Origin of the sequence: Nonlabens sp. (assembly GCF_047636915.1) — a bacterium.
Lineage (GTDB): Bacteria > Bacteroidota > Bacteroidia > Flavobacteriales > Flavobacteriaceae > Nonlabens.
This window is the reverse complement of sequence record NZ_JBLIGN010000028.1, coordinates 1-24,151: the sequence shown is the minus strand read 5'-3', so window position 1 is coordinate 24,151 and position 24,151 is coordinate 1. Positions and strand designations below refer to the sequence as shown.

At 37.2% G+C, this 24,151-nt stretch carries 14 protein-coding genes and 1 riboswitch; of the genes, 11 read left to right on the top strand and 3 right to left on the bottom strand.

Annotated elements, in window-relative coordinates; genetic code table 11:
* The first annotated feature begins 130 nt into the window (after positions 1-130).
* The 7 genes from clpB (at position 131) to ACJAT0_RS06365 (ending at position 12,851) form a co-directional block, all read left to right on the top strand.
* Entirely contained in the window at positions 131-2,737 is a 2,607-nt protein-coding gene (gene clpB, locus ACJAT0_RS06395) for an ATP-dependent chaperone ClpB (protein ID WP_415180992.1), read from the top strand.
* 216 nt (positions 2,738-2,953) lie between these two features.
* Entirely contained in the window at positions 2,954-4,732 is a 1,779-nt protein-coding gene (locus ACJAT0_RS06390; RefSeq protein ID WP_415180991.1) for an AMP-dependent synthetase/ligase, read from the top strand.
* Between the two features lie 103 nt (positions 4,733-4,835).
* On the top strand, positions 4,836-6,113 hold the full coding sequence (locus tag ACJAT0_RS06385; RefSeq protein WP_374003812.1) for an exonuclease domain-containing protein: 1,278 nt from the start codon (positions 4,836-4,838) through the stop codon (positions 6,111-6,113).
* A gap of 109 nt (positions 6,114-6,222) precedes the next feature.
* Complete coding sequence (locus tag ACJAT0_RS06380) at positions 6,223-6,933, top strand: SAM-dependent methyltransferase (RefSeq protein WP_374003811.1); 711 nt, start codon at positions 6,223-6,225, stop codon at positions 6,931-6,933.
* Between the two features lie 244 nt (positions 6,934-7,177).
* On the top strand, positions 7,178-11,917 hold the full coding sequence (locus tag ACJAT0_RS06375; protein WP_415180990.1) for a T9SS type B sorting domain-containing protein: 4,740 nt from the start codon (positions 7,178-7,180) through the stop codon (positions 11,915-11,917).
* A gap of 370 nt (positions 11,918-12,287) precedes the next feature.
* Positions 12,288-12,491, top strand: a complete 204-nt coding sequence (locus tag ACJAT0_RS06370; RefSeq protein ID WP_415180989.1) for a hypothetical protein — start codon at positions 12,288-12,290, stop codon at positions 12,489-12,491.
* Between the two features lie 186 nt (positions 12,492-12,677).
* Positions 12,678-12,851: a hypothetical protein gene (locus tag ACJAT0_RS06365; RefSeq protein ID WP_415180988.1), complete on the top strand. Its 174-nt coding sequence runs from the start codon at positions 12,678-12,680 to the stop codon at positions 12,849-12,851.
* Between the two features lie 42 nt (positions 12,852-12,893).
* Here ACJAT0_RS06365 and ACJAT0_RS06360 read toward each other — a convergent pair whose 3' ends face one another.
* On the bottom strand, positions 12,894-13,289 hold the full coding sequence (locus ACJAT0_RS06360) for a hypothetical protein (RefSeq protein WP_374003805.1): 396 nt from the start codon (positions 13,287-13,289) through the stop codon (positions 12,894-12,896).
* Positions 13,290-13,779: 490 nt separating this feature from the next.
* Positions 13,780-15,798 carry a dipeptidyl-peptidase 3 family protein gene (locus ACJAT0_RS06355; protein ID WP_415180987.1) on the bottom strand — a complete coding sequence of 673 codons (2,019 nt, stop codon included), beginning with the start codon at positions 15,796-15,798 and terminating at the stop codon, positions 13,780-13,782.
* 178 nt (positions 15,799-15,976) lie between these two features.
* Between ACJAT0_RS06355 and ACJAT0_RS06350 the strand changes: the two genes are divergently transcribed.
* The 3 genes from ACJAT0_RS06350 (at position 15,977) to ACJAT0_RS06340 (ending at position 19,840) form a co-directional block, all read left to right on the top strand.
* A complete protein-coding gene (locus tag ACJAT0_RS06350) occupies positions 15,977-17,746 on the top strand; it encodes a sensor histidine kinase (RefSeq protein WP_415180986.1) in 1,770 nt (589 codons plus the stop codon).
* Positions 17,743-18,372, top strand: coding sequence for a response regulator (locus ACJAT0_RS06345; protein ID WP_415180985.1), 630 nt, complete (start codon positions 17,743-17,745; stop codon positions 18,370-18,372). Before ACJAT0_RS06350 ends, ACJAT0_RS06345 begins: the two co-directional genes overlap by 4 nt.
* A gap of 499 nt (positions 18,373-18,871) precedes the next feature.
* Positions 18,872-19,840: an alpha/beta hydrolase gene (locus ACJAT0_RS06340; protein ID WP_415180984.1), complete on the top strand. Its 969-nt coding sequence runs from the start codon at positions 18,872-18,874 to the stop codon at positions 19,838-19,840.
* Positions 19,841-20,120: 280 nt separating this feature from the next.
* Here the strand turns inward: ACJAT0_RS06340 and ACJAT0_RS06335 are convergent, their stop codons facing one another.
* Positions 20,121-22,085: a TonB-dependent receptor plug domain-containing protein gene (locus tag ACJAT0_RS06335; RefSeq protein ID WP_415180983.1), complete on the bottom strand. Its 1,965-nt coding sequence runs from the start codon at positions 22,083-22,085 to the stop codon at positions 20,121-20,123.
* 186 nt (positions 22,086-22,271) lie between these two features.
* A riboswitch (cobalamin riboswitch) is annotated at positions 22,272-22,485 on the bottom strand.
* Positions 22,486-22,681: 196 nt separating this feature from the next.
* Between ACJAT0_RS06335 and ACJAT0_RS06330 the strand changes: the two genes are divergently transcribed.
* Entirely contained in the window at positions 22,682-23,833 is a 1,152-nt protein-coding gene (locus ACJAT0_RS06330; RefSeq protein ID WP_415180982.1) for an ABC transporter substrate-binding protein, read from the top strand.
* The last annotated feature ends 318 nt before the right edge of the window (positions 23,834-24,151 follow it).

Here is a 24,151-nt window from a genome sequence, read left to right as displayed (position 1 = left end):
TTCTCTAGACAAAAGTCATAAGGCTTTTATAAACGCGTCAATATGTCTGTGAAACAACGAATATATTCTGTCTGATTGTCCACATTTACAAAGGGTATGACAATTGAAAACCTCTTTTAAAATGACAGATATGAATTCCAACCAATTAACTATAAAATCGCAAGAAGCGTTGCAAAAAGCGCAGGAGGTTGTGCAAGAATACGGCCAGCAACAAATAGAAAACGCACATTTATTTTTAGCTATCGCGATGGTAGATGAAAATGTACTGCCTTTCTTATTTAAAAAACTAAATGTAAAACTAGATCTTGTTTTACAGCTTATTAAAAGCCAAATAGAGTCATTTCCTAAAGTAGAAGGTGGAGAATTGCAACTCTCTCGAGAAACTAATAGGGTTATCAATGCCGCTACCACACTAGCGACAAAGATGAATGATGAATATGTGAGTATTGAACATTTATTATTAACCTTATTTATTGGCACATCAAAAACAGCTCAGATCTTAAAAGATCAGGGCATTTCAAAGAAAAGTCTAGAGGCGGCAATTGAAGAATTGAGAAATGGAACTAACGTATCTTCTCAAAATGCAGAAGAGACTTATAACAGTCTTAACAAATATGCAAAAAACCTAAATCAACAAGCAGATCAAGGGAAACTAGATCCAGTCATTGGACGCGATGAAGAAATACGTCGCATATTACAAATTCTATCTAGACGTACTAAAAACAACCCGATTCTAATAGGAGAACCTGGAGTAGGAAAAACTGCTATTGCCGAAGGCCTTGCCCACCGAATAGTAAGCGGTGATGTGCCAGATAACTTGAAGGACAAACAAATTTTCTCTTTAGATATGGGTGCCCTTATCGCAGGTGCCAAATATAAAGGAGAATTTGAAGAACGATTAAAAGCAGTCATTAAGGAAGTAACCAGCAGTTCTGGGGATGTCGTTTTATTTATTGATGAAATACACACACTAGTAGGCGCTGGCGGTGGTCAAGGTGCCATGGATGCTGCAAACATATTAAAACCAGCACTTGCTCGTGGTGAGTTAAGAGCTATAGGTGCTACCACTCTGGACGAATACCAGAAGTACTTTGAAAAAGATAAAGCTCTAGAAAGAAGGTTTCAAAAGGTACTTGTAGATGAGCCTGATACAGAAAGTGCCATTTCTATTTTACGAGGAATCAAGGATAAGTATGAAACCCATCATAAAGTACAAATCAAAGATGAAGCTATTATAGGCGCGGTAGAACTATCTCAACGATACATTACCAATAGGTTTCTACCGGATAAAGCCATTGATTTAATGGACGAAGCTGCTGCAAAATTGCGTATGGAAATCAATTCCAAACCAGAAGAGCTCGACGTATTAGATCGCAAGATCATGCAACTGGAAATTGAAATCGAAGCTATTAAAAGAGAGAATGACGAGTCTAAGTTAAAGACCTTAAGGTCTGAACTTGCCAACCTTAAAGAATCTCGCAACGAGCTTAACGCACAATGGGAAAATGAAAAGAGCGTGGTAGACGCTATTCAAAACGCAAAAACCAACATAGAGAATTATAAACTAGAAGCAGAACGGGCAGAACGGGATGGTAATTATGGTAAAGTGGCAGAGCTGCGTTATGGCAAAATCAAAGAAGCGCAAGTAGAGTTGGATAAGTTGCAAGCTGATATGGAAGCAGATGACGATTCTAACCGTCTGATTCAAGAAGAAGTCACGTATGAAGACATTGCTGAAGTAGTGGCAAAATGGACCGGAATTCCTGTCACTAAAATGCTTCAAAGTGATCGCGAGAAATTATTGAAACTAGAAGATGAGCTTCACCATCGTGTTGTGGGACAGCGAGAAGCGATACAAGCAGTAAGTGACGCAGTAAGAAGAAGTCGCGCTGGGTTGCAAGATCAGAAAAAGCCAGTAGGCTCTTTTTTGTTCTTAGGAACCACAGGAGTAGGTAAAACCGAACTTGCAAAAGCACTAGCAGAGTTTCTTTTTAACGATGAGAATTCTATGACTCGAATAGATATGAGTGAGTATCAAGAGCGCCACAGCGTGAGCAGATTAGTGGGTGCTCCTCCAGGGTATATAGGCTATGATGAAGGTGGCCAGCTTACTGAAGCTGTCAGAAGAAGACCCTATAGTGTTCTATTACTTGATGAAATAGAAAAGGCTCATCCGGACACGTTCAACATCTTGTTACAAGTGCTGGATGAAGGAAGGCTTACCGATAATAAAGGCCGAGTAGCAGACTTTAAAAATACGATTATCATCATGACTTCTAATTTGGGGTCTGAGATCATACAGCAGAATTTTGATGCTTTTGACGGTAGTATAGCCAGCTTTACTGATGAAACTAAGAAAGATGTTCTTGCGGTATTAAAACAACGTGTGCGACCAGAATTTATCAATCGTATTGATGACATCGTCATGTTTACTCCACTTAGTATGCAAGAGATTAAGGAGATAGTAGGTTTACAATTCAAAGGAATTACTAAACTTCTCACTCAACAAGGAATTGTGATCGATGCTACAGATCAAGCGATTGAATTGCTGGCAAAGAAAGGTTATGACCCACAATACGGGGCAAGACCCGTAAAACGAGTAATTCAAAAAGAGGTACTCAATGAACTCTCCAAACAAATTTTATCGGGTAAAATAGCTGCTGATAGTATTGTTCTGGTAGATGCTTTTGAAAATGAATTGGTCTTTAGAAATCAGACCGGCTCTGTAGAAGTATAAGTTAAATTTATAAAAAAGAACCGCTCTTTTTAATTAGTCAAAAAAGAAAGAAAGTACAAAAAGCTCTTTTCTGGTTAAGAATTAGCTTTTGTAATGAGGCAAACTGTTAAAAATTACATTTTCACAAAACGGATGCCCTAAAAATTATAATTACCGTAACAATGCCGTTTGAAAATTCACAATCTTTCACTACTTTGCATTACGAAATAAATAAACATGCAATATAAAAGACTATTCGATTTCCCGCATTATCAATTAGAATCATTTCCACGTGAAGATGCCCTAGTTTCAAAAGTTAATGGTGAGTGGGTAAAAACCTCTACGCGGTCCTTTGTAGAGCAGGCAAATGCCATTTCCAGAGGCCTATTAAAATTAGGCGTTCAAAAGAATGATAAAATAGCCATCATTTCTACTACAAATAGAACAGAATGGAATATAATGGATATAGGAATCATGCAAACTGGAGCTCAGGATGTGCCTATTTACCCGACTATTTCGGAAGAAGATTACGCTTATGTTTTGAACCATAGTGAATCAAAGTATGTTTTTGTATCCGACAAAGAAGTATATGATAAGGTTATACACATAAAGGACCAAGTTCCTTCTTTGATCGAAGTGTATTCCTTTGAAGACATTGCAGATTGTAAAAGTTGGAACGACATTAAGGAATTAGGAAAAGATGATAGCAATCAAAAAGCCTTAGAAAGTATTATGGCTTCTATTGACGTGGAAGACCTTGCTACTCTAATATACACCTCAGGAACTACAGGTCGTCCCAAAGGTGTGATGTTGTCTCACAAAAACATATCTAGTAATGCCATGATAAGTGCTGGCAGATTACCCATAGAATTGGGGAAATCAAAAGCTTTAAGCTTTTTACCCGTTTGTCACATATACGAGCGCATGCTTCAATATATGTATACGTATACAGGAACTGGAATCTACTTTGCAGAGTCCTTAGAAACCATTTCAGATAATCTCAAAGAGATTTCTCCGGAGGTAATGAGTGCCGTACCTAGATTACTAGAAAAGGTATATGATAAAATCATCTCCAAAGGAGCTGATCTTACTGGAATAAAGAAAAAGCTTTTCTTTTGGGCCGTTGAATTAGGCCTAGAATGGGAACCTTATGGTGCAAAAGGCTGGTGGTATGAAAAGAAATTGGGTCTTGCTAGGAAGATAATTTTTTGTAAGTGGCAAGAAGCATTAGGAGGTAATTTACTAGCTATAGCAAGCGGTAGTGCAGCACTTCAACCTAGACTGGCGAGAGTATTTAACGCAGCGGGAATTCCTGTTATGGAAGGTTATGGTCTTACGGAAACCAGCCCTGTAATCTCTGTTAATGATATGCGTGATGGAGGTTTTAAGATAGGTACAGTAGGTAAAATGCTCGTAGATACGGATGTAAAGATTGCTGAAGATGGGGAAATTATGATCAACGGTCCCCAGCGTATGATGGGCTATTTTAAGGACGAAGAAAAAACCAAAGTAGCTATCGATGAAAACGGGTATTTCCATACGGGAGATATAGGAGAAATTGATGCCGAAGGTTTCCTAAAAATTACAGATCGTAAAAAAGAGATGTTCAAAACATCTGGTGGTAAATACGTGGCACCGCAGCTCATTGAAAACATGATGAAACAAAGTCGCTTTATTGAGCAAATAATGGTTGTTGGTGAGGGAGAAAAAATGCCTGCTGCTTTTATACAGCCTAATTTTGAATTCCTTACGGACTGGGCAAAACATAAAGGAATTACTTTTAATGACTGGAAAGACCTTTGTAATAATGAGCGTGTCATCGCTAGATTCCAAAAGGAAGTAGAGGAACACAATGAGAAGTTTGGAAAATGGGAACGTGTTAAGGCTTTTAAGCTCACTCCAGAAGAGTGGACCATACAAGCAGAGCACCTCACGCCTACTCTTAAATTAAAACGGAGAAATATTAAAGCACGATACGAAGATCTTTATCATATTATTTATGGAGCCAAGATTTGATAAATAGTTGTATAAGTTACCTAAAGCCGTGTTTATAACACGGCTTTTTTTGTTAGCTTACGCCCTATAATTACAGACATAATTGTCTATTAAAAATTAAGATTTGTACGCAATAGTAGATGTAGAAACCACTGGCGGAAAGTTTAACGAAGAGGGTATTACTGAAGTTGCTATCTATAAATTTGATGGTCACGAAATAATAGACCAATTTGCCAGCTTGGTTAATCCAGAGAAAGAAATCCAGCCCTTTGTGGTGAAATTAACTGGAATCAATAATGCCATGTTAAAACGTGCTCCAAAATTCTTTGAAGTGGCAAAAAGAATTATTGAAATCACCACAGACGTAACACTCGTGGCTCATAATGCAGATTTTGATCATCGCATGTTGCGCCTTGAATTTGACCGATTAGGTTTTAAGTATGAGAGACCTACGCTTTGTACTGTTGAATTAGCTCAAAGCCTACTGCCAGAACAAAAAAGCTTTAATTTAGGAAAACTTACAAAAGCACTGGGCATCCCAATAACTGATAGGCATAGAGCCACTGGAGACGCTCTTGCTACTGTAAAGTTATTCAAACTATTGCTTCAAAAAGACATCGATAAAAATATAATTTCGCAAAGTCTAAAATATTTTAAACCTTTAGAAATAGAGCCTAATCTCAAATTGATTTTAGAGAATATTCCAACCTCCACTGGGGTTTTTTACGTTTATAATTCGGCAAGAGAAATTATATATATAAGTAAAAGCAAAAATTTAAAGAAAAGAGTTACCCAACTTTTTACTGATTCTAATAAAAAATCAAAAGAAATACAAAGTCAAGTAGCAGACGTCACTTTTGAAAAAACTGGAAGTGAACTCATATCGCTATTAAAAGAATATGTAGAAGTTAAAAAACACCTGCCCTATTTAAACGGTAAGATGAAGAGTACTAATTTTTCTCATGGACTATACCTTGAAGTAGATAATCAAAATAGGACTAGCTTACAAGTAAAGTCAGCAAAAAAGAATCCTAATTACCTACTCACTTTTTCTTCTTCAAAATCTGGAACTAACTTTTTAGAAAAACAACAATCTACTATAAATGAGGAAGGTGATGAAATCTCTATAGACTCCTTGATCCAAAAAATAAAAGATGATTATAGTTTAACCGGGAAAAATAAGATTATTGTAGATCGCGGTCGTGAGATAACCGAGCGCAGTGTTATTCTTTTAGAAAATGGGAAAATAACGGGCTACGCATTTGTCAATCTCAGAATCCAAATGACAGACATTACCATGCTTAAAGGGTTAGTAACTCCTTTGGACGGAAGCAAACAAGTGACACATATAGTAAGTAGTTATTTAAGGCATAAAAGGGTTTACCAAATTATAGATTTATAGCTACGGTATTTAAACATACCCGGCTTAAGAAGATGCAACGGCAACTATATTTTTTAAAAATAAAGAAGGAGGCTGCACTACAACCTAATTCTGAACAAGAATTTAAATTATGAATGAAAAAGGAAGATTGTTTCTTATACCAGTAACTTTAGGCGAAATAAGCCCGCTGGAGGTACTGCCATTATCGGTTAAGAAAGTAGTAGAAATGGTGGATCATTATATTGTGGAGAATGAAAAAACAGCCCGTAAGTTTATAAAAAGCATTTGCCCAGCAAAGGCTCAGCCTTCCCTGCATTTCTCTACCATTAATAAATTTACGGAAACCAGTGAATTACCTGCTTTTTTACAAGCCTGCCTAGAAGGTAAAAACATGGGACTTATGAGTGAGGCAGGAGTTCCAGGTATTGCAGATCCTGGAGCAGATGTCATTGCCATTGCACATGAAAAAGGAATACGAGTACAACCACTGGTGGGACCTAGTTCTATACTTATGGCAATGATGTCTAGCGGTTTAAACGGGCAAAATTTTGCGTTTAACGGGTATTTACCTATTGATAAACAGGATAGGCGTAAAAAAATAAAAGATTTAGAAAGTCTTTCTATAAAACAGCAACAATCACAATCATTTATAGAAACGCCCTACCGCAATAATAAGATGTTAGAAGAATTACTTCTAAGCTTGTCTAATACGACCAAAATATGTGTTGCCTGCGATATCAGTTTACCCACAGAATTCATAAAAACACTCACCGTTGACCTTTGGAAAAAACAAATTCCCGATCTACACAAAAGGCCTGCTATTTTTATTATTCAGGGCTAATTTTAAACAAAGACAATTACTGCAGCTACTAAATTCAAAAAACTTAATTTTATTGTAGTCTTTCTATTTCTTTTTCGCTGCATTAAAGTTTTAAAAATTGCTACTGCAGCTTTTCAAAATGTTACTTTGCTTAAGAAAGATTATTTCAAAAAAGGTATATCCATCTCATCTAATAAACGATTTTATGATCAGTTCATAGAAGTCATTTAAATTGTCTATTTTTCGTTTTTATATTCAAACAACTATGAAAAAACTATTCTTACTTTGTTTTCTATTTATTCCCATTCTAACCTTTGCACAACTAGAGGCTGCTTGGTGGTTTTTTGGGGAAGAGGCAAGTGTAGATTTTACTTCTGGTGCTCCAGTAGCTGCACCACCAGGAAATTTAATAACCATTGAAGGGTGTAGCTCTATTTCTGACCCTTGTGGAGTCCTACAAATGTATTCTGATGGTACTACCGTATGGGATAGAAATGGAAACCCAATGCCTAACGGTACTGGATTATCTGGAGACTCGTCAAGCGCGCAGTCCGCAATTATTATTCCTGATCTTCTGAGACCTGACAGATATTTTTTAATAACTGTAGCTTCTGCAGGCAGCAGAGCTAACGGATTAAGATATAGTATTATAGATATGAACCTTAATGGTGGTTTAGGTGACGTCGATGTAACAAGAAGAGATGTTGTTTTAATACCAAACTATTCTGAAAAGCTTACCGCAGCTTTAAATGACGATGGAACTTTTTACTGGATAGTAACTGGTGAAGATGGAGTATATACCTCCTTTCCAGCTGCTGGAGGAATTATATTGCCTAGCAGAGCTGTCGTATCCAATCTACCTGTGACCGATACAGCTGGGAATAGCAATATAGGTTATCTGAGGCTATCCCCTGATGCATCAAAAATAGCAACCACCTACGTGTCATCAACAACAGGAGGTTGGTTAATGGATTTTAACAAAGCCACAGGTGTGATAAACAATCCAATCTCTTTAACCACCACCCGTGCTAATAATAGATTTTATGGAGCAGAATTTTCTCCTAATTCTCAATTGCTTTATATAAATGCCAATTCAACAAATTCTGCCAATGCTTGTGGAATTAATAATAATAGAGAAGTTTTACAATACCAAATAGGAGGCGCCCCTAACTGGAATTCATCTCCATTTGTGCTACCTGCCACTGGTGCCAACAGTGGCAGGGGTGCTTTACAATTAGGAATTGATGGCAAAATTTATCACGCTAGGGTATGTCAAAGGTGGTTAGGCGTTATCAGATCACCAAATTCAGTTGGGTTAGCCGCTGATTATGTAGATGATGGTCTGGCTTTAAATGATTTTTCTCAAGAAGGATTGCCTCCTTTTATAACCTCGTTTTTTGAACCGTCTTTTAATTCTTTTCCTGCTGGGACTGCTGGTAGTGGTTCGATTGACCAGGTAAATTTTTGTGATGGGACTACCGTGCAATTTGAAGCCTCTACTAGTGATTTATGTAATACTTCTACAATTTCATGGGATTTTGATGATGGTAGTGCCGGTTCTACTATATTTAATCCTGTACATACATTTCCAGCACCCGGTATCTATACCGTTACCTTAATAGTGAGTAATGGTGGTTTTAGATTTGAAGGTACATCTGAAATTACCATTTACGCAAATCCTATTGCAAATGCAGTAACTGATGTATTTCTATGTGATAGTGATGGAAACGGTTTTGAAACCAGAGACCTCGATTTTATAGAAAGACCGCAGGTATTAGGTATGCAAACCAACCCAGACTATCTAGTATCCTATCACCTTTCACAAAATGCTGCAAATAATAACGTGTCAGCTATTGACATGCCTTATGACTTCACAACAGGTACAACCGCGGTTTACGCAAGAATTTCAAATAATGAAAATGACATTTCCAGGGTTTGTTACGATACCGTATCATTTGATGTAACCGTCGCCAATGTCAATGGCGCAAATAGACCAAATGATTTAATTAATTGTGACGATGATAATAATGGCTTCTCTAATTTTGATTTAACCACCACAGAATCAGAAGTATTAAGCGGATTACCCGCAGCGTCATTCACCATCACCTATCATACCAGTGCAGCAGACGCAGCAACTGGAATGAATCCGGTCATGAATCCATCTTCTTACGATAATGTTGTTGTAAATACACAGCGTATTTTTATAAGACTTGCCGATAATGGTCCTATCGGCTGTACCTCTTCCACAGAAGTGGATTTATTTGTATGGGACACTCCTACGGCAAATACCGTACTTGACACTGCTGTTTGTGATACAGGTAATGATGGCACTGAGATAATTCTATTAACAGATTTTGATGTACAAGTTTTAGGCAGCCAGGCTTCCCCACCTTTTATTGTGAGTTACCACTTGAGTCAAGCAGAGGCAGATTCCGGTACAAATGATCAACTAACTCCTTATGATTTAACTGCGACTACTTTATTCTTTGTACGTATTGATAACATAAATAACGAGCTTTGTTTTGATACCACAACTTTTACAATTGAGTTGAATGTAGTGCCAGTAGCAAATCCAGTAGCTACTTATCGACTGTGTGATGATATTTCTAACGATAACTCTGAAGTTTTTGACTTAGGAAGTAGAACTACTCAAGTTTTACTCGCTCAGGTACCTGCTAACTTTAATATCGAGTATTTCACTTCTCAAGCCGAAGCAGATCAAGGTTCTGTAGGTGGAGCTACTCCAGTGAGTAATTTATACAGCAGCAGTGGACAAATTATATATGTTCGTATTGAAAACGTGGCAAATACGGATTGTTTTGACACCAATACCTTTGATATCATAGTAGATGATTTACCTACAGCAATCCCACAGTTAGGTCCTTTAAATCTTTGTGATAACCTAAACGACGGTACAGAAGATATTGATTTAAATGCGCTTTTTAGTGCTAACCTATTAGGCAGTCAGACCGCACTGCCTTATGAAATATCCTACCATGCAAATCAAGCAGACGCTGATGCTGACAATCCAAGTCTAGTAAATCCATTCACTATTAATTTAGGTACAACAAACATTTTTGCAAGGATAGATAACGTTTCTAATAATTCTTGCTACAACACTACTCCTATCTCGATTATACTTAGTGAACAAGCTATTGCAAATGCAGTAACAGACTTTCGTCTTTGTGATGACATGAGCAATGATGGTACAGCAGACTTTGATTTAAGTACTAAGAATGTTGAAGTTTTAGGAACTCAAAATCCAGCAAATTTCACCATCGAATACTTTCTCTCTCAGTCAGATGCTGATCTAGGAAGTGCAGGTGGAGCCACAGCAGTAACGACTGTTTTTAATAGTGGTCCCACCACCTTATTTGTAAGAATACAGACCAATACATACACAGGTTGTTCTGATACAGAGATGTTTGATTTATTTGTAGATCCCCTTCCCATACCGGGAATTCCAGCAGATATTATTGTTTGTGACGACCCTTCCAATGATGGAACTAAAGATGTTGACTTAAGCCAATATGATGACGTTATTAATGCATCCCTTGACCCTAACTTCAGTGTTACCTATTACGCCACACAAGCAGAAGCTGACGGCACGGATAGAACACTTGCCTTATCAAGTCCTTATTCAGTAACAAGTTCGACCCCTAATTTATTTGCTAGAATTGAAAACTCTACTAATCCAGAATGTTATGGCACCACTACATTCCGATTTGTAATCAGTCCTACACCTACTGCAAATCCTGTAATAGATCTGATTAGGTGCGATGACGTTGGAAACGACGGTTCTGAAGTATTTGATTTAAGTACGGCATATAGTCAAGTTTTAAACGGACAGACTGCAAGTGATTTCAATATCACGTTCCATACCTCACAAAACGATGCCGATATGAATGTGGGAGGTATTGCCAGCATGTACACAAGCAGTGCAACTACTCCAGAAACTATTTTTGTAAGAATAGAGACCATTGCAAACCCAGAATGTGCTGACTATACTAGTTTTACGTTAACCGTAAGTGAACAACCTACCGCTGGAATAGCAAATGACGTCTTGGGATGTGACGATACAAGCAATGACGGTTTTGAAGAATTTGACTTTAGCACACAAGATGCTTCTATTTATAATGGACAGAGCACCACAGACTTCACGGTGACCTATCATACCAGTATGGATGATGCAGACACAGGTGATAATGCCCTTAATTTTCCGTATACCAATACTACTAGAGCACAGATCATCTATGCAAGAATAGAGAATGCTGCTAACACGGACTGTTATAGGGTGTCTACTTTTAATATAGAAGTATTTGCAAGGCCTACTATTGCAAATCAAGGGCCCTTCACAATCTGCGCTGGCGTTGCAGAAACCATAGACGCAGGTCCAGGATTCTCCAGTTATTTATGGTCTACTGGAGAAGTAACGCAAACCATAGACGTATCGGCTGGCGGCGACTATACGGTAACTGTTACGAACAGTGATGGTTGTGATAGTAATGCCACAGTAACTGTCGTAGAGTCTGATGTTGCTAGGATTGTAAGGGTAGACGTAGGGCAGTTTGAAGTAAATACAAACACTCTGACTGCCATTGTAACTGGAAGTGGGGATTATGAATTCTCATTAGATGACTTTGTATATCAAAACAGCCCGCGGTTTAATAATTTATATCCAGGCTTTTATACCGTTTATATAAAAGATAAAAATGGTTGTGGAACAGTGTCTATGGATGCGGTAATCATGGGTGGTCCAGCCTATTTTACTCCTAATCAAGATGGATACCACGATACTTGGCAAGTTCTTGCTGTAGAAACGATTCCAAATGCTACTATCTACATATTTGATCGCCACGGTAAATTAATGAAGCAAATAAGCCCCACAGGACAAGGATGGGATGGAACATACAACGGTAATCCTATGCCTTCAAGCGATTACTGGTATTTAGTAGAGCTTGCTGATGGACGTAACTTTAAAGGACATTTTGCTTTAAAGCGATAGCACATTTTTTCCAAAATTATAAAAGCGAGTTATTTTTCCATAGCTCGCTTTTTTTTTATTTATTTCTGAACTTGCTTTCACCAGAGATCAAATTCAACATAGTTTCTCTTTTTAAATGAAAATAAAAGTCAGGATAATGCCCTCTACCTACCTTAGAAATGGATATTAAATTAAACTAAAAGCAATGCGAGTATAGATTTGTGTACAGCGCCATTCCGTTAGTTATTATTTTAAGATATACATGTATAGCATTGAAGCATGTCTTTAAAATTGATAAAGCTGCAGCGTCTCTTCTTACTAAGACCTTATGCTCGGTTCTATTTGTCTATGTAACACATACCATCATACCTCAGATAAATGGCCATACTATATGTCATTTATTGATGACAGTCTTAAAGAGCACCTAATAGAAACAACCGAGGTGTTATTTTTTATACTCGGTAACATGACTATTGTAAGGATCATAGATACACACGAAGGCTTTTCCATGATTACAGATCTTATTAAAACAACGAAAAAAGTAACGCTTATCTGGATATGGCGCACACTCATTTTCTTTTATCAGCAGCTCTAGATCCTCTAACTACAGCTATTGTTATGGCAGCCTTATTGAGAAAACTATTAAAAATTTTAAAAGACCTTTAGCTTTTGCTGGTGTTATAATGATCGCAGCAAATTCAGTTGGAGCCAGGTCTTCTATAGGTGACGTAACTAAAAGTATTCCTTAGAAGCGTGCACTCCAGATGATGCATCCTGAGAATTGCTTACTTCGTGTGCAGCTGCTGGAGGAACTATTCTTATCATAGGCAGTGCAGCTAGAGTAGCTCAAATAGGGATTTTAAAATTTGATTTTATGTGGTATGTAAAGAATATTTCTCGGTTTGCGCTACTGGGGTATATTTCAGGAATTATAACTCTTATACTACTTCATTAAAAATAATGCCATCCTAGAATTGTTACTTAGGGACTTATAGGTTTATCTCACTGCTTTTTCTAAAACCTTTGTAAAGTTAGGTTTGAAATAAGAAGGTCCTTTAAGCACCTTACCGTCTTCCCTATATATAGGCAATCCATCAGCTCCTAACTTGGACATATTAGATCGTTGAATCTCATCAAAAACATCTTCAATCACATCTTGCATTCCATGTTCAATAATGGTACCGCAAAGAATATAAAGCATATCTCCCAAAGCGTCAGCCACTTCGACAAGATCGTTGTTCTGGGCAGCTTCAAGGTATTCTTCATTTTCTTCCTTCATCAATTCAAAACGCAATTGATGGCGGCGTTCGGTAATATCTGCAATTGGAGCGCTGTTGATACCTAGCTGAAAGGCAGTATGAAATTTATGTACACTTTTTATTTGTTTCTTCATAAGTATAGTGCTTTTGCTAGTTTTGGTTTGTAATTTTGTAAAAATAAGTTATTCATGAATGTATTTCCACTAGTTGTCAAAGATCCTATGTTTAGTTCTGGACAAATTTATTTCGGGATTGCTTTTTTTATCGTCTTTTGCATCATTATATCAGTGATGTATCTAAAGGATAAGCAACTGCACAAGAAGAATTATAAAGGTGTTTTTTGGGTACTTATAGGGTTTGTATCTTTTATTTTACTTCTCGTTACTATCAAATTTAGCTTACAGAAATAAGCATCTAAGGATCAATTTTTAAATAAAATTTCATCCTTAGATGCTTACTAATCCTGTACAACAGAAATGGTTTAAGTATTGGCTTTATGGTGAGTAAAAACCTAAAACAATAAATTTAAATTTTAATGCGCATCTAAAGATTGTTATGGTATCAGAAAAAGCACTGTAGTTTTTTTCCATTACTTCTGTCATTCTCACTTTCGCGAAAGCTTATTTATCTGTCTAAAAAACCGTATTTCTTTGAATACATCAACATCTGCTCTGCAAACGTTGCTGGTTGCTCCACTGTAAAACCTGTAATCACGTTTTCTTCTATTATTGGAACGATCTCGGGATTTACAAAACCTCTATAGGCAGGAGCTTTAAATTTACTATTTCTATCCAGTACCTCTTGATGAATCGATTGATCTACTTTTACACCATAGTTTTCTACTAGAGCTTGTCCAGCTGCAAAATCTCCTTCACTAGTAATGCGCTGTGTTTCTCTCAACAATTCTCCAAAAAGAATTTTTAATTTATCGTAATCCTTAATATCATAATAGGTTTTACCATTTTTTATAACTTTTTCGATCACGTTTTCTTGCTTTCCCTTTTCATAAACCCAAGCGCTAACCCATTGTCTATTGCGCATATGTGCCTCTTCTACATCTTTACCTATTTCTAAGCGAATCAATTGAGACACCAAGCCATTTCTAATATAACCATCATAGGCCGCCATACCATAATTTCTCCAATCTTTTACGAGTCCTACTTCTTCAAGTTTAGAGTCCATTAGATAATACAGACCGAATAAATCTGCACGTCCTTCTTCTATAGTAGATTTATAACTTCCCAAAGTTTCTTTAGGGGTTCCTACACCAGGATTGATCTGTCCACTGGCGTGACCTACGACTTCGTGTAATGCGGTATGTAATTTATCAGCTTTGGCACCGTATTTTTTCTCTAATTCTATTTCTTTTTCATCATGAGCAAATTCCTGAAGTCTTCCTGAGCCGCCATCACTTGCATATGCTGCAATAATATTACCTAAAGAAACAGATTTACTGCCATGAACAGTTCTTATCCAGGTATTATTAGGTAAATTTACTCCTATGGGCGTGGATGGACTTGCATCACCAGCTTCTCCAGCAACATTTACGGTTTTATAACTTACACCAGTTACTTTTTCTTTTTTATGCTCTTGCATCAACGGAGAATTATCTTCAAACCATTGTGCATTCTCACTCATTACGCTCATCTGTCGTGACATATCAAAATCTTTGATTTGTACGATAGTTTCATAACTCCCTTTATAAGCAATAGGATCGTTATAGACTTCTATAAAACCATTGATCCAGTCTACCGCACCATCGGTACTCGTGCTCCACGCGATCGCATATTCATCCCATGTATCAAGACTACCTGTTCGATAATATTCAATGAGTAAGCCTAGGGCTTTTGCTTGTTGCGTTGTTTCTGCTACTCCTTGTGCCAGTTGTAACCAGTAAATGATTTGATCAATTGCTTCTCCATAAAGACCGCCACTTTTATAGACGTCATCCATTAATTGACCATTTCTTCTTACCAGCCTAGAGTTCAAACCTATTTCCACAGGTTTTTCCTTGTCTGCGACACGGGTTTTATAAAATTCTTGGGCCTCAGCGGTGGTAATCCCAGGTTCATAAAAATTGACAGCACTTTCGAGCACGATATCTTTATCTTTATCCAATACTACTTTTTTTGCATCTACATCATTAAATAATACTTCCACAGCTTCCATTGGAATTTGAACACCTGCATCTGTACTTATAGCGGTAAGGTATTCTTTTGAAAACTCTGGTTTCATCTTATCCATACTGTAGTGATGGTGAATCCCATTTGCAAACCACAATCTATTCAGATATGTTTCAAACTGTTTCCATTCTACAGTAGATTTATCTCCCTCATAGTTGGTGTAGATTTCTTCTAAACCTTTTCTAACCGCAAGATTGTGTCGGTAATTTTGATCCCAAGTAATATCTCTTCCGCTTAAACCGGCTTGAGTTAGGTAATACACCAGTTTTTGTTGTTGAAGATTTAGTTCTTCCCAACCTGGAATTTGATAGCGCAAGACTCCTATATCTGCAAACTCAGTTACCTTATAATTGAATTCTATTTCTTGCTTATTAGTTCCTTGTTGTTCCTTTGTTTGCTCTTGACAAGAAAATGCTAGAACAACAGCAAGTAGTCCACTGGCAATTTTAAAATGTCTCATAAATAATTTGAATTTGAAGTTTCTATAACGGTATTCTCAAAAATACGCCTTTGAACTAAAAAATTCTGTTAGTAAACAGGTTAAAATTTATCGTTTTATAAAAATTTTTATGAATTGGTTAGGGAGCTATTAACTTTTGATACAAAACTCTTATATTGTAGCCTGCCAACTGTGTATTATGAGAAACGTATTATTATTCTTATTATTTGTCCTTTTAAATTCAAGCCCCTTTTTAAATGCGCAAGAATTAGTACCCTTTAATGATATGCTTACCCTGTTGGATAGCGGTCAGATTGAGGAGACAAAAGAGGCTTTAAGTCAATATGACTTTAACCATCTTTCTAAAAATGAACAAGCAAGTTACTTACTCAACGAAGGAATTATAAAGTTCCAAGAAAACCAGCTGATAGATGCCTATACAACTTTATTAAAGGTAAAAGCTTTACATGTATATGCTAGTACCATGGTCATTTACAATGCAAATGATTACCTGATGCGCATTGCAAATTCAGTTTCAGAATACAGCACAGCCGCACCCTCTTTAATCAAAGAAAATTGCGCTATAGCGGAGGAACTTGATGACCCAAAACTTAAAATAGACTGTATATACAATTCTTTTTACACAGAATTAATAGGAGAAGATTATGACCTAGCATTGAAATATAATTATCAGATGCAGCGTATTGCCGAACAAAATAATCTTCAAAAAGAACTATTAGGTATTGAGAACAATATGGGTACGATTCATTATTTTAAAGGCAGCTATGATTCTACCTTATTTTATTTTGAACGCAATCTAGAGCGATCCAGAAAAACAAACGATACCCTCGCCATAGCTCAACGTATAAATAATATGGCCATGTTAAGAGCGGCATTAAAAGACCATAAGGCTTCTTTAGAGAATATTACTGAAGCAGAGCTTATGGCAAGGTCTGGTTCTGACCATCAACTTTTGTTGACTATTTTACGTAATAAGGCAGATATTCTAACCAATAACGAAAACTACAAAGATGCCACTGCCTACTACTACAAGCATCTAGAAATGAACGACACGATAGAATCTTCCAATAATGCCCGTCAACTTCATGAAATACAAACAAAATATGAAACGGTAGAAAAAGAACTTAAGAATGTAGCATTAGAAGCTGAAAATTTGAGGAATCAAGCTAGCAACAACTTATTGATGTTTTTGCTGGTGGTAGCGATAGGAATTGCTGGTTACTTTATCTTGAACCATTACAAAAGCAAAAAAATAATGGCCGAAAGAAAGCTAGCACAAGAAGAACGAGAGCTCAAATTAATGAAAGATCAAGAGCTGGCAAGTATAAACGCTATGATTGCAGGACAAGAAAAGGAGCGCCTAAAAATCGCTTCAGATCTTCACGATGATTTAGGAAGTTCATTAACCGCTATTAAGATCTCTCTGGAAAATGCTAAAGAACGCACTAGCGATGAATATTCAAAATCCATACTTGAAAACGCATGTGGTATTTTAAGCGAAACTTATGCAAAAGTGCGCACACTTTCCCACACACAAAACAGTAGGGTATTAAGTGAAGATGGCTGGATAAATAGTTTAAAGGATCTGGCAGATAAAATCAATAAAACCGGAAAACTAGATGTGGAGGTGGTACACAGTCAATTTCATGGTAGGTTGAGCAACACTACTGAACTTTACCTTTTTAGAATGATTCAAGAATTAATCAACAATGTAATGAAGCACGCACAGGCTACCGAAGCAAGCATAAACATCACAGAATATGCTACTACATTAGATATCATGGTAGAAGATAATGGTAAAGGTTTTGACTATAGCAGTACTGGTAACAAAGGTATTGGTTTGGAAAATATAAAAAAAAGGGTAAGGGATATGAAAGGTACCTTTGTTGCAGATTCTAGTACTAAACGTGGTGGGTGCACCATAAATATAGAAATACCACTAGCATGATTACCATAGCAATTGCAGAGGATCATGTTTCTCTAAGTGATGGACTAAAACTTTTTCTAGAACAAGATCCAGACATCAGAGTACTCTATGCGGTTACCAATGGTTTAGAACTGATGAAACGAATTGAAAATTCCTTACCAGATGTTGTTTTAACAGATATAAGTATGCCAGAAATGAATGGAATCGACCTTTGTAGAGCTATTAAAAATAAAAGGCCACATACTAAAGTGATCGCGCTAAGTATGTTTGATAATACCGGTGCTTTAAAAGATATGTTAGATGCTGGTGCAGATGGATATGTTTTAAAAAGCAGCCCTTTAATAGACTTAAGGCAGGCTGTTAGAGATGTCTATGAGGGGAAAAGCTTCTTTGATGAGCACGTGAAATTTCAAATAGAGCAAATTAAATCCTTTAAAAATAGAAAAAAAATCCTTTCTAGAAGCGAGCGAGATATCCTTATTTCCATCGCAAAAAGAATGACCAGTCAGCAAATTGCAACAGAACGTGGTACCGCTATCAGTACGGTCAACAAGCACAGGAAAAACATGGTTCAAAAGCTGGGACTTTCTGGAAAAGGAGAGCTCTATCAATATTCTTTAAAGCAACACGGACATTCTAATCTGTAAGTAGTGACAACTGTTTTACCACCAGACATATTATTGCCCTATAAAACGATGTTGAGCGGTGTTTTAGGGTGTATATGCCTCCATTGACAATTGGTTTTACAGAATCTGCTTTCGCGAAAGCAGAACTAAAAAAACTATATCAACGATAAATGGTAGAGCGATAACTGTTTCAAATCATCAACTGATGAGCTCTTAGCATTTGTCAACGACAAAGTTCCAACTTCCAAAAAAGCAAAACAGACCGGCGTTATGGAAAGCTCCATGGGCGCTGCTGTCTATTTATATGCGTGAATCAACTGTACAAAACGTTTTGAGACTTAAGGCATATAAGTCATATATACGCTCCTGTAAAAATTAAGAACCCCCTGTAACCCACTGACAAGATCGTGAAATGATATGAGGGCTATTTTTGTTGTAATAGAAACGTATCTTAGGCCGAATAAAAGAAATAAAAGACAGAAACATACCCTCCTACTACCTCTCATAAGAAGCTAATACAATGAAAAAACTACTATTCATAATAGGGACTATTTTGATAACCTCCTGTAAATCAATAATAAATAAACATACAGAAGTACAAAGCGGCACTTCAAATCCGACATCGTTTGTTGTAAAAAGCGCTGTTTTATCTAAGGGCAAATTAATTAGAATAGCTCGTTTTCCATCCCGTAAAATCACTCCTCGACCAGTAGATGTATGGTTACCTGCTACCTATTCAAAAGATAAAAAATATGCGGTTCTATACATGCACGACGGTCAGATGCTATTTGACAGCACTACAACCTGGAACAAACAAGAATGGAACGTAGACGAATGGGCAACCAGATTAGTGGATGAGAAACAGGTTAAGGATTTTATAGTCGTAGCTATTCATAATATACCGCAGATGAGATGGCAAGATCTATTTCCTGAAAAAGCAATTGGTTATATATCTAAAGATAAAAGTACTCTACAGAAGAGTATTTCGGGAAAACCTGTTACCATTAAGGACTTTAATGGAGATAAGTACTTAGAATTTATGGTAGAGGAATTAAAACCCCTAATTGACAAAACCTATGCGGTACATACTGATAGAGAGAACACTTTTGTTATGGGTTCCAGCATGGGTGGATTAATGTCTATGTATGCCATAAGTGAATATCCTAATGTTTTTGGAGCCGCTGCTTGCCTTTCTACCCATTGGGTTGGGGCATTACCTATAGAAAACAATCCTTATCCGGAGTCTATTTTTAAGTATATGGAACATAATTTACCAAAAGCTGGCAGTCATAAATTGTATTTCGATTATGGCAATAAAACATTAGACCAGCATTATCCACAATACGCTCCAAGAGTGAACCGTATTTTAAAATCTAAAGGCTATACAGAAACGGATTCTAAAAACTTGCTTTTTGAAGGCACAGACCATTCTGAAAATTCATGGAATCAACGATTAGACCAGCCTTTAGTTTTTTTATTGAGCAATTAACTTTTAAACACACTTTTTATACGACCTATAAAAATGTTTCTAGGTACAACAGCAATACCCGTCTGACAGGCGATTTTCTTCATCATGTACACTAAAAATAGTAGGTGTCGTTCTTAATTTCAACAACCAAATCAATTGCTACTATTCAAAAAGAAAGGCCACTCCATCGGAGCAGCCTTTTTTCTTTATAGAAGTAAACTAAAATGCACAACTAGGATTAAATTTAAACAATTCCGTTTATGTACACTCCTTTAAAAACTAAATTGGTAGTATTCCTACATTAAAAACCCAACCTCACTCCTACTTTATACGTTCTACCGCGAGTTTGAAAACCTACTGCTTCTTGAAAATCTTCATCTAACAAGTTAGCAACACCTCCGAAAAAAGTAACCTCTTTAGTCGGTAATTTATAGGTAGCATCAAGATCTACCAGCTGGTAGCTTTCTAGTTCAACGTTTTGAGTGCTAAATGTATTGAGGTCAAAAAAGGCATCGCCACGCTCGTGGTTGTATTGATATCTTGCGGTTAAAAAAGCTCCTTTAAAAGCTTCTATTCTGGCACTAGCATTTACCTTGTGCTTAGGAATACGTCTCAATTGTGGTACATTATCTCTTTCTGTAAATGTATAGTTGGCTGTCACGTTTAATTTATCAAACAACTGAGTTTGTCCCATAATTTCAACACCTCTTGCTGTCAATTGTTCTTCTACGTTTTGATATTGTGACGTAAAGGTAGCTGGATCAATAGTTACAAACTGCACCAGATTATCTTCTTCCCGTTGAAAAACTGTAACGACTAGGCTCGACTGGTTTTTACTCCAAGAAAGTCCTGCTTCTAAAGTGGCATTTTCTTCTGGTGCTAAGTCTTCATTCCCAAAGCCACTTGCATACAGTTGAAACAAGGATGGCGTGATGTAAGCGGTGCTGTAACTGGCATATGCTTTGAACGTATTTTCTCCTGCACTAAATCTATAAGAAGGATTGAAATTGTACACTAATTTGCCATCGTAATTGCTGTGCATGTTGTAACGTGCTCCTGCATTGATATTAAAACCGATACCACTCAAATAGACCACATTAAAATAGGGATCGTAAATCTGAAAATTCACATTGTCTTTATTTGCATTTTGGGCAAAATCTGTACTACCGAATGGGATACTAAAATCTTCATAGGTCTGGTTATTAAAGTTAAAACCCAATATGGTTTTTAAGCTAGAACCATCAGATAAGTCAAAGGTGTATTTATTATAAAGATCTAGTGAATATCCGTCTGCATTAAAGATAGAGGAGAAATTACTCCTATTATCTCTACGGGTGTGCGTGCTCACATCTGTATATACCAGCTCTCCTTTTTCAGCGTATTTCCAGTTCATGTTAGTTCCCCAGCGTATTTGACGGCTGTATGTTTCATTATCACCGTCTGTAAAAGCACCGTTATCAAACTCCGCTACGTATTCATCAAAAGAAAGGTAACTGCTCAACTTGAAGTCCTTATTGTTGTTATACCCTATGCGACCGAGAAGGTTGATGCGATTGAACTCATCAGCTTCCAACTGCTCATTATCATCAGCACTCTCTGCAGCACTTAGGCCGTCGGTTTTTTGATGGTTGAGTCCTACGCCATACGTAAGTCCATTTTTTGCGGCGCCTTGAAGTTGGATGCTATTATTGTATTCATCAAGTCCATTGTTAGCTTGTTCCACGCTTTTATTAGTTCCTATAAAGGAAGCGACATTCACACGTACTCCCGATTTGGGTGCTTTACGCAGTTTTATATTGATGACCGCCGTACTGGCATTTGCTCCATAAAGTGTACTGGCTGCACCTTTTAAGATTTCGATTTCTTCAATTTGATCAATATCTATTAACCTCAGGTCAAAATCTCCAGCAATATTACTGGGATCATTTACCTGGGCTCCATCGATCAAGAAAGAAACCTGACGGCTGTTTCCACCACGTATAAAGTAACTTTGATTTTGTCCTGCATTACTGCGAGCGCCATTGATTTCGATACCTGCGTACTGGTTGAGGAGGTCTGCAATACTAGAGGCCCGTTGTGCTTCCATATCTGCTCGTGTAATTTTAATGACTGGCTTACCACTGTCTTTGCGTTGTAAGTCAAATTTTGAGGAAGCTGTAACGATCACTTCTTCCAGTTTTGTTGTCGTAGAGTCTTGGACTACTTGTGCATTTCCCGACACAACTAGAAGAATCATAACGCTCAAGGCGATGATTTGTATTTTCATTTTTAGGTTTTTAAGCTCGAAACGGAAATTTTGAAGAGGGAATACCAGATGTAATCAGCACTTTGACAATTCGTTGTATTAACAAGCAGTCGCTGCGCCTGCTAATCGCCTCATACGTATCAAGAAAACCAGCGTGGTACCTACATCCATAAAAACTCATCGCTATCTCTATCCCGAAGATGAACAATTCTTGTGATGAAGTGTGGCAGGTCTCCTGACTTCAAAATAAAATCGCCTTCCCAAGTCCTGGACTCAGTGGCCGTATTGATTTTACCTTTTAAAATAAAAGACGTCGTTTACAGACGTTTTGTTTACAGTTGCGGGAACAGCTCTAGAATTGCACTAGATTCCCTTTTAATTTTAGGTTTTGTTAACATTTACTTTCACATCTCCAAGCTAGCGGCAAGAACATCTTATGTTCCGCTTTCGCGAAAGCGAGATAAAAAAAGTAAGCTGATTACAGTACCTTAAAACCATATTTCAAGCTGTAAAAGTAGTAATTTAATGCACCTACTTGCCTTAATAGCCCAAGTTTTTTTAACTAAATGGAGAACAAAGTCTTTTCTTGCTGCTGATATTTGGTATTTTTGAGGTCTATGAAACAGCCTATACTTTATCTTATATTATTGGTTTTTATACTACACTCTTGTAAAGATGTGGAGAACAAAACCACTCCAGTCGCTGAAGATCAAACTGGTTATGCTCCTATAGAAGTAAATTATGCGCGTGGTTTTCAAATTAAAACTACCGCAACGGGTTACCAGGTAACGATTAAAAACCCATGGCCAGATAGTGCGGTAAATTATCCCTTTACACTAGTTAAACACCAGGGAAGAGAATTCGTCTCAAAAGCCAATTTGCCAGTGAGGATCCCTATTCCTATTGAAAAAATAGTAGTGACCTCTACCACTCATATCACGCCATTGGTATTGTTAGGGGAAGAAAAATCCTTGATAGGTTTTCCTGCTACCGACTATATCAGTGCTCCAAAAGTTAGATCCTTAATAGATGCTGGAAACATAAAAGAACTAGGTACCAATCAACTCATGAATGTTGAAGCTGCTATAATTTTAGAGCCAGATCTCGTCATGGGTTTTAGTATTGATGATAGCAATCCTACATATCAAAAAATAGAAGAAGCTGGTATTCCGGTTCTGTATAATGGCGATTGGGTAGAAGAGCATCCTTTGGGAAAAGCAGAATGGATCAAACTTTTTGGGGTGTTATACGGTAAAGAAAAAGAAGCCGACAGCATTTTTAAAACTATAGAAAAGGAATACCAGAACACCTTAAAATTAGCGGCACATCTGGAACGTCCCAAAGTTTTAAGCGGTGCTACCTATAAAGATCAATGGTATTTGCCTTACGGAAACTCCTGGCAAGGAAAAATATTAAAGGATGCCGGAGCCGACTATTTGTACGCGGCCACAAAAGGGACCGGTTCTCTGGCTTATAACATAGAAAAAGTACTTATAGACGGTCGGGAAGCCACGTACTGGATTGCACCAGCACAATACACCAGTTATTCAAAAATGCTGGCCGATAACAAATCCTATGCACTTTTTGATTCTTTTAAAAACAGGCAAGTGTACACGCATGCGCTAACTGTAGGCGCAAAAGGAGGCGTTCTTTATTATGAAGAGGCAAGTATGCGCCCGGATCTAGTTTTAAAAGACCTCGTTAAGATCCTGCATCCAGATTTAGCATTGGATCATGAGTTGTATTTTTTTAGAGCCTTAAAGGAGTAGATCAAAAAGAAATAAACTTTTGTAGATCGAGCTTATTTTTAGCGGCATGGCAGCATAAGGGTTGTCCACATAAAAAAGCATCCTGTACCTACCTATTATGGGAACGATCTTGTGCGGATAAGTGCCACAAAAACATAGGTTTATCCGGAGATCATTAGTGGATATGTGTTACTTTAGTGCACATATAAGAAGTTGGATGTAATAATCCGATCGCATCTGACACTTTGATCTTAAGGTATTAGAAGGAAGCTGCAACAAAAATGAGATGGAGAAATGGCACGAAAAAAGGATGATCGCAGATCAGAATTTTATCAAGTT

Bases quoted from the DNA above. Each gene is read 5' to 3' on its own strand.
- clpB (WP_415180992.1), top strand. From the start codon at position 131: ATGAATTCCAACCAATTAACTATAAAATCGCAAGAAGCGTTGCAAAAA.
- ACJAT0_RS06390 (WP_415180991.1), top strand. From the start codon at position 2,954: ATGCAATATAAAAGACTATTCGATTTCCCGCATTATCAATTAGAATCA.
- ACJAT0_RS06380 (WP_374003811.1), top strand. From the start codon at position 6,223: ATGAATGAAAAAGGAAGATTGTTTCTTATACCAGTAACTTTAGGCGAA.
- ACJAT0_RS06375 (WP_415180990.1), top strand. From the start codon at position 7,178: ATGAAAAAACTATTCTTACTTTGTTTTCTATTTATTCCCATTCTAACC.
- ACJAT0_RS06370 (WP_415180989.1), top strand. From the start codon at position 12,288: ATGTCATTTATTGATGACAGTCTTAAAGAGCACCTAATAGAAACAACC.
- ACJAT0_RS06360 (WP_374003805.1), bottom strand. From the start codon at position 13,289: ATGAAGAAACAAATAAAAAGTGTACATAAATTTCATACTGCCTTTCAG.
- ACJAT0_RS06355 (WP_415180987.1), bottom strand. From the start codon at position 15,798: ATGAGACATTTTAAAATTGCCAGTGGACTACTTGCTGTTGTTCTAGCA.
- ACJAT0_RS06350 (WP_415180986.1), top strand. From the start codon at position 15,977: ATGAGAAACGTATTATTATTCTTATTATTTGTCCTTTTAAATTCAAGC.
- ACJAT0_RS06345 (WP_415180985.1), top strand. From the start codon at position 17,743: ATGATTACCATAGCAATTGCAGAGGATCATGTTTCTCTAAGTGATGGA.
- ACJAT0_RS06340 (WP_415180984.1), top strand. From the start codon at position 18,872: ATGAAAAAACTACTATTCATAATAGGGACTATTTTGATAACCTCCTGT.
- ACJAT0_RS06335 (WP_415180983.1), bottom strand. From the start codon at position 22,085: ATGAAAATACAAATCATCGCCTTGAGCGTTATGATTCTTCTAGTTGTG.
- ACJAT0_RS06330 (WP_415180982.1), top strand. From the start codon at position 22,682: ATGAAACAGCCTATACTTTATCTTATATTATTGGTTTTTATACTACAC.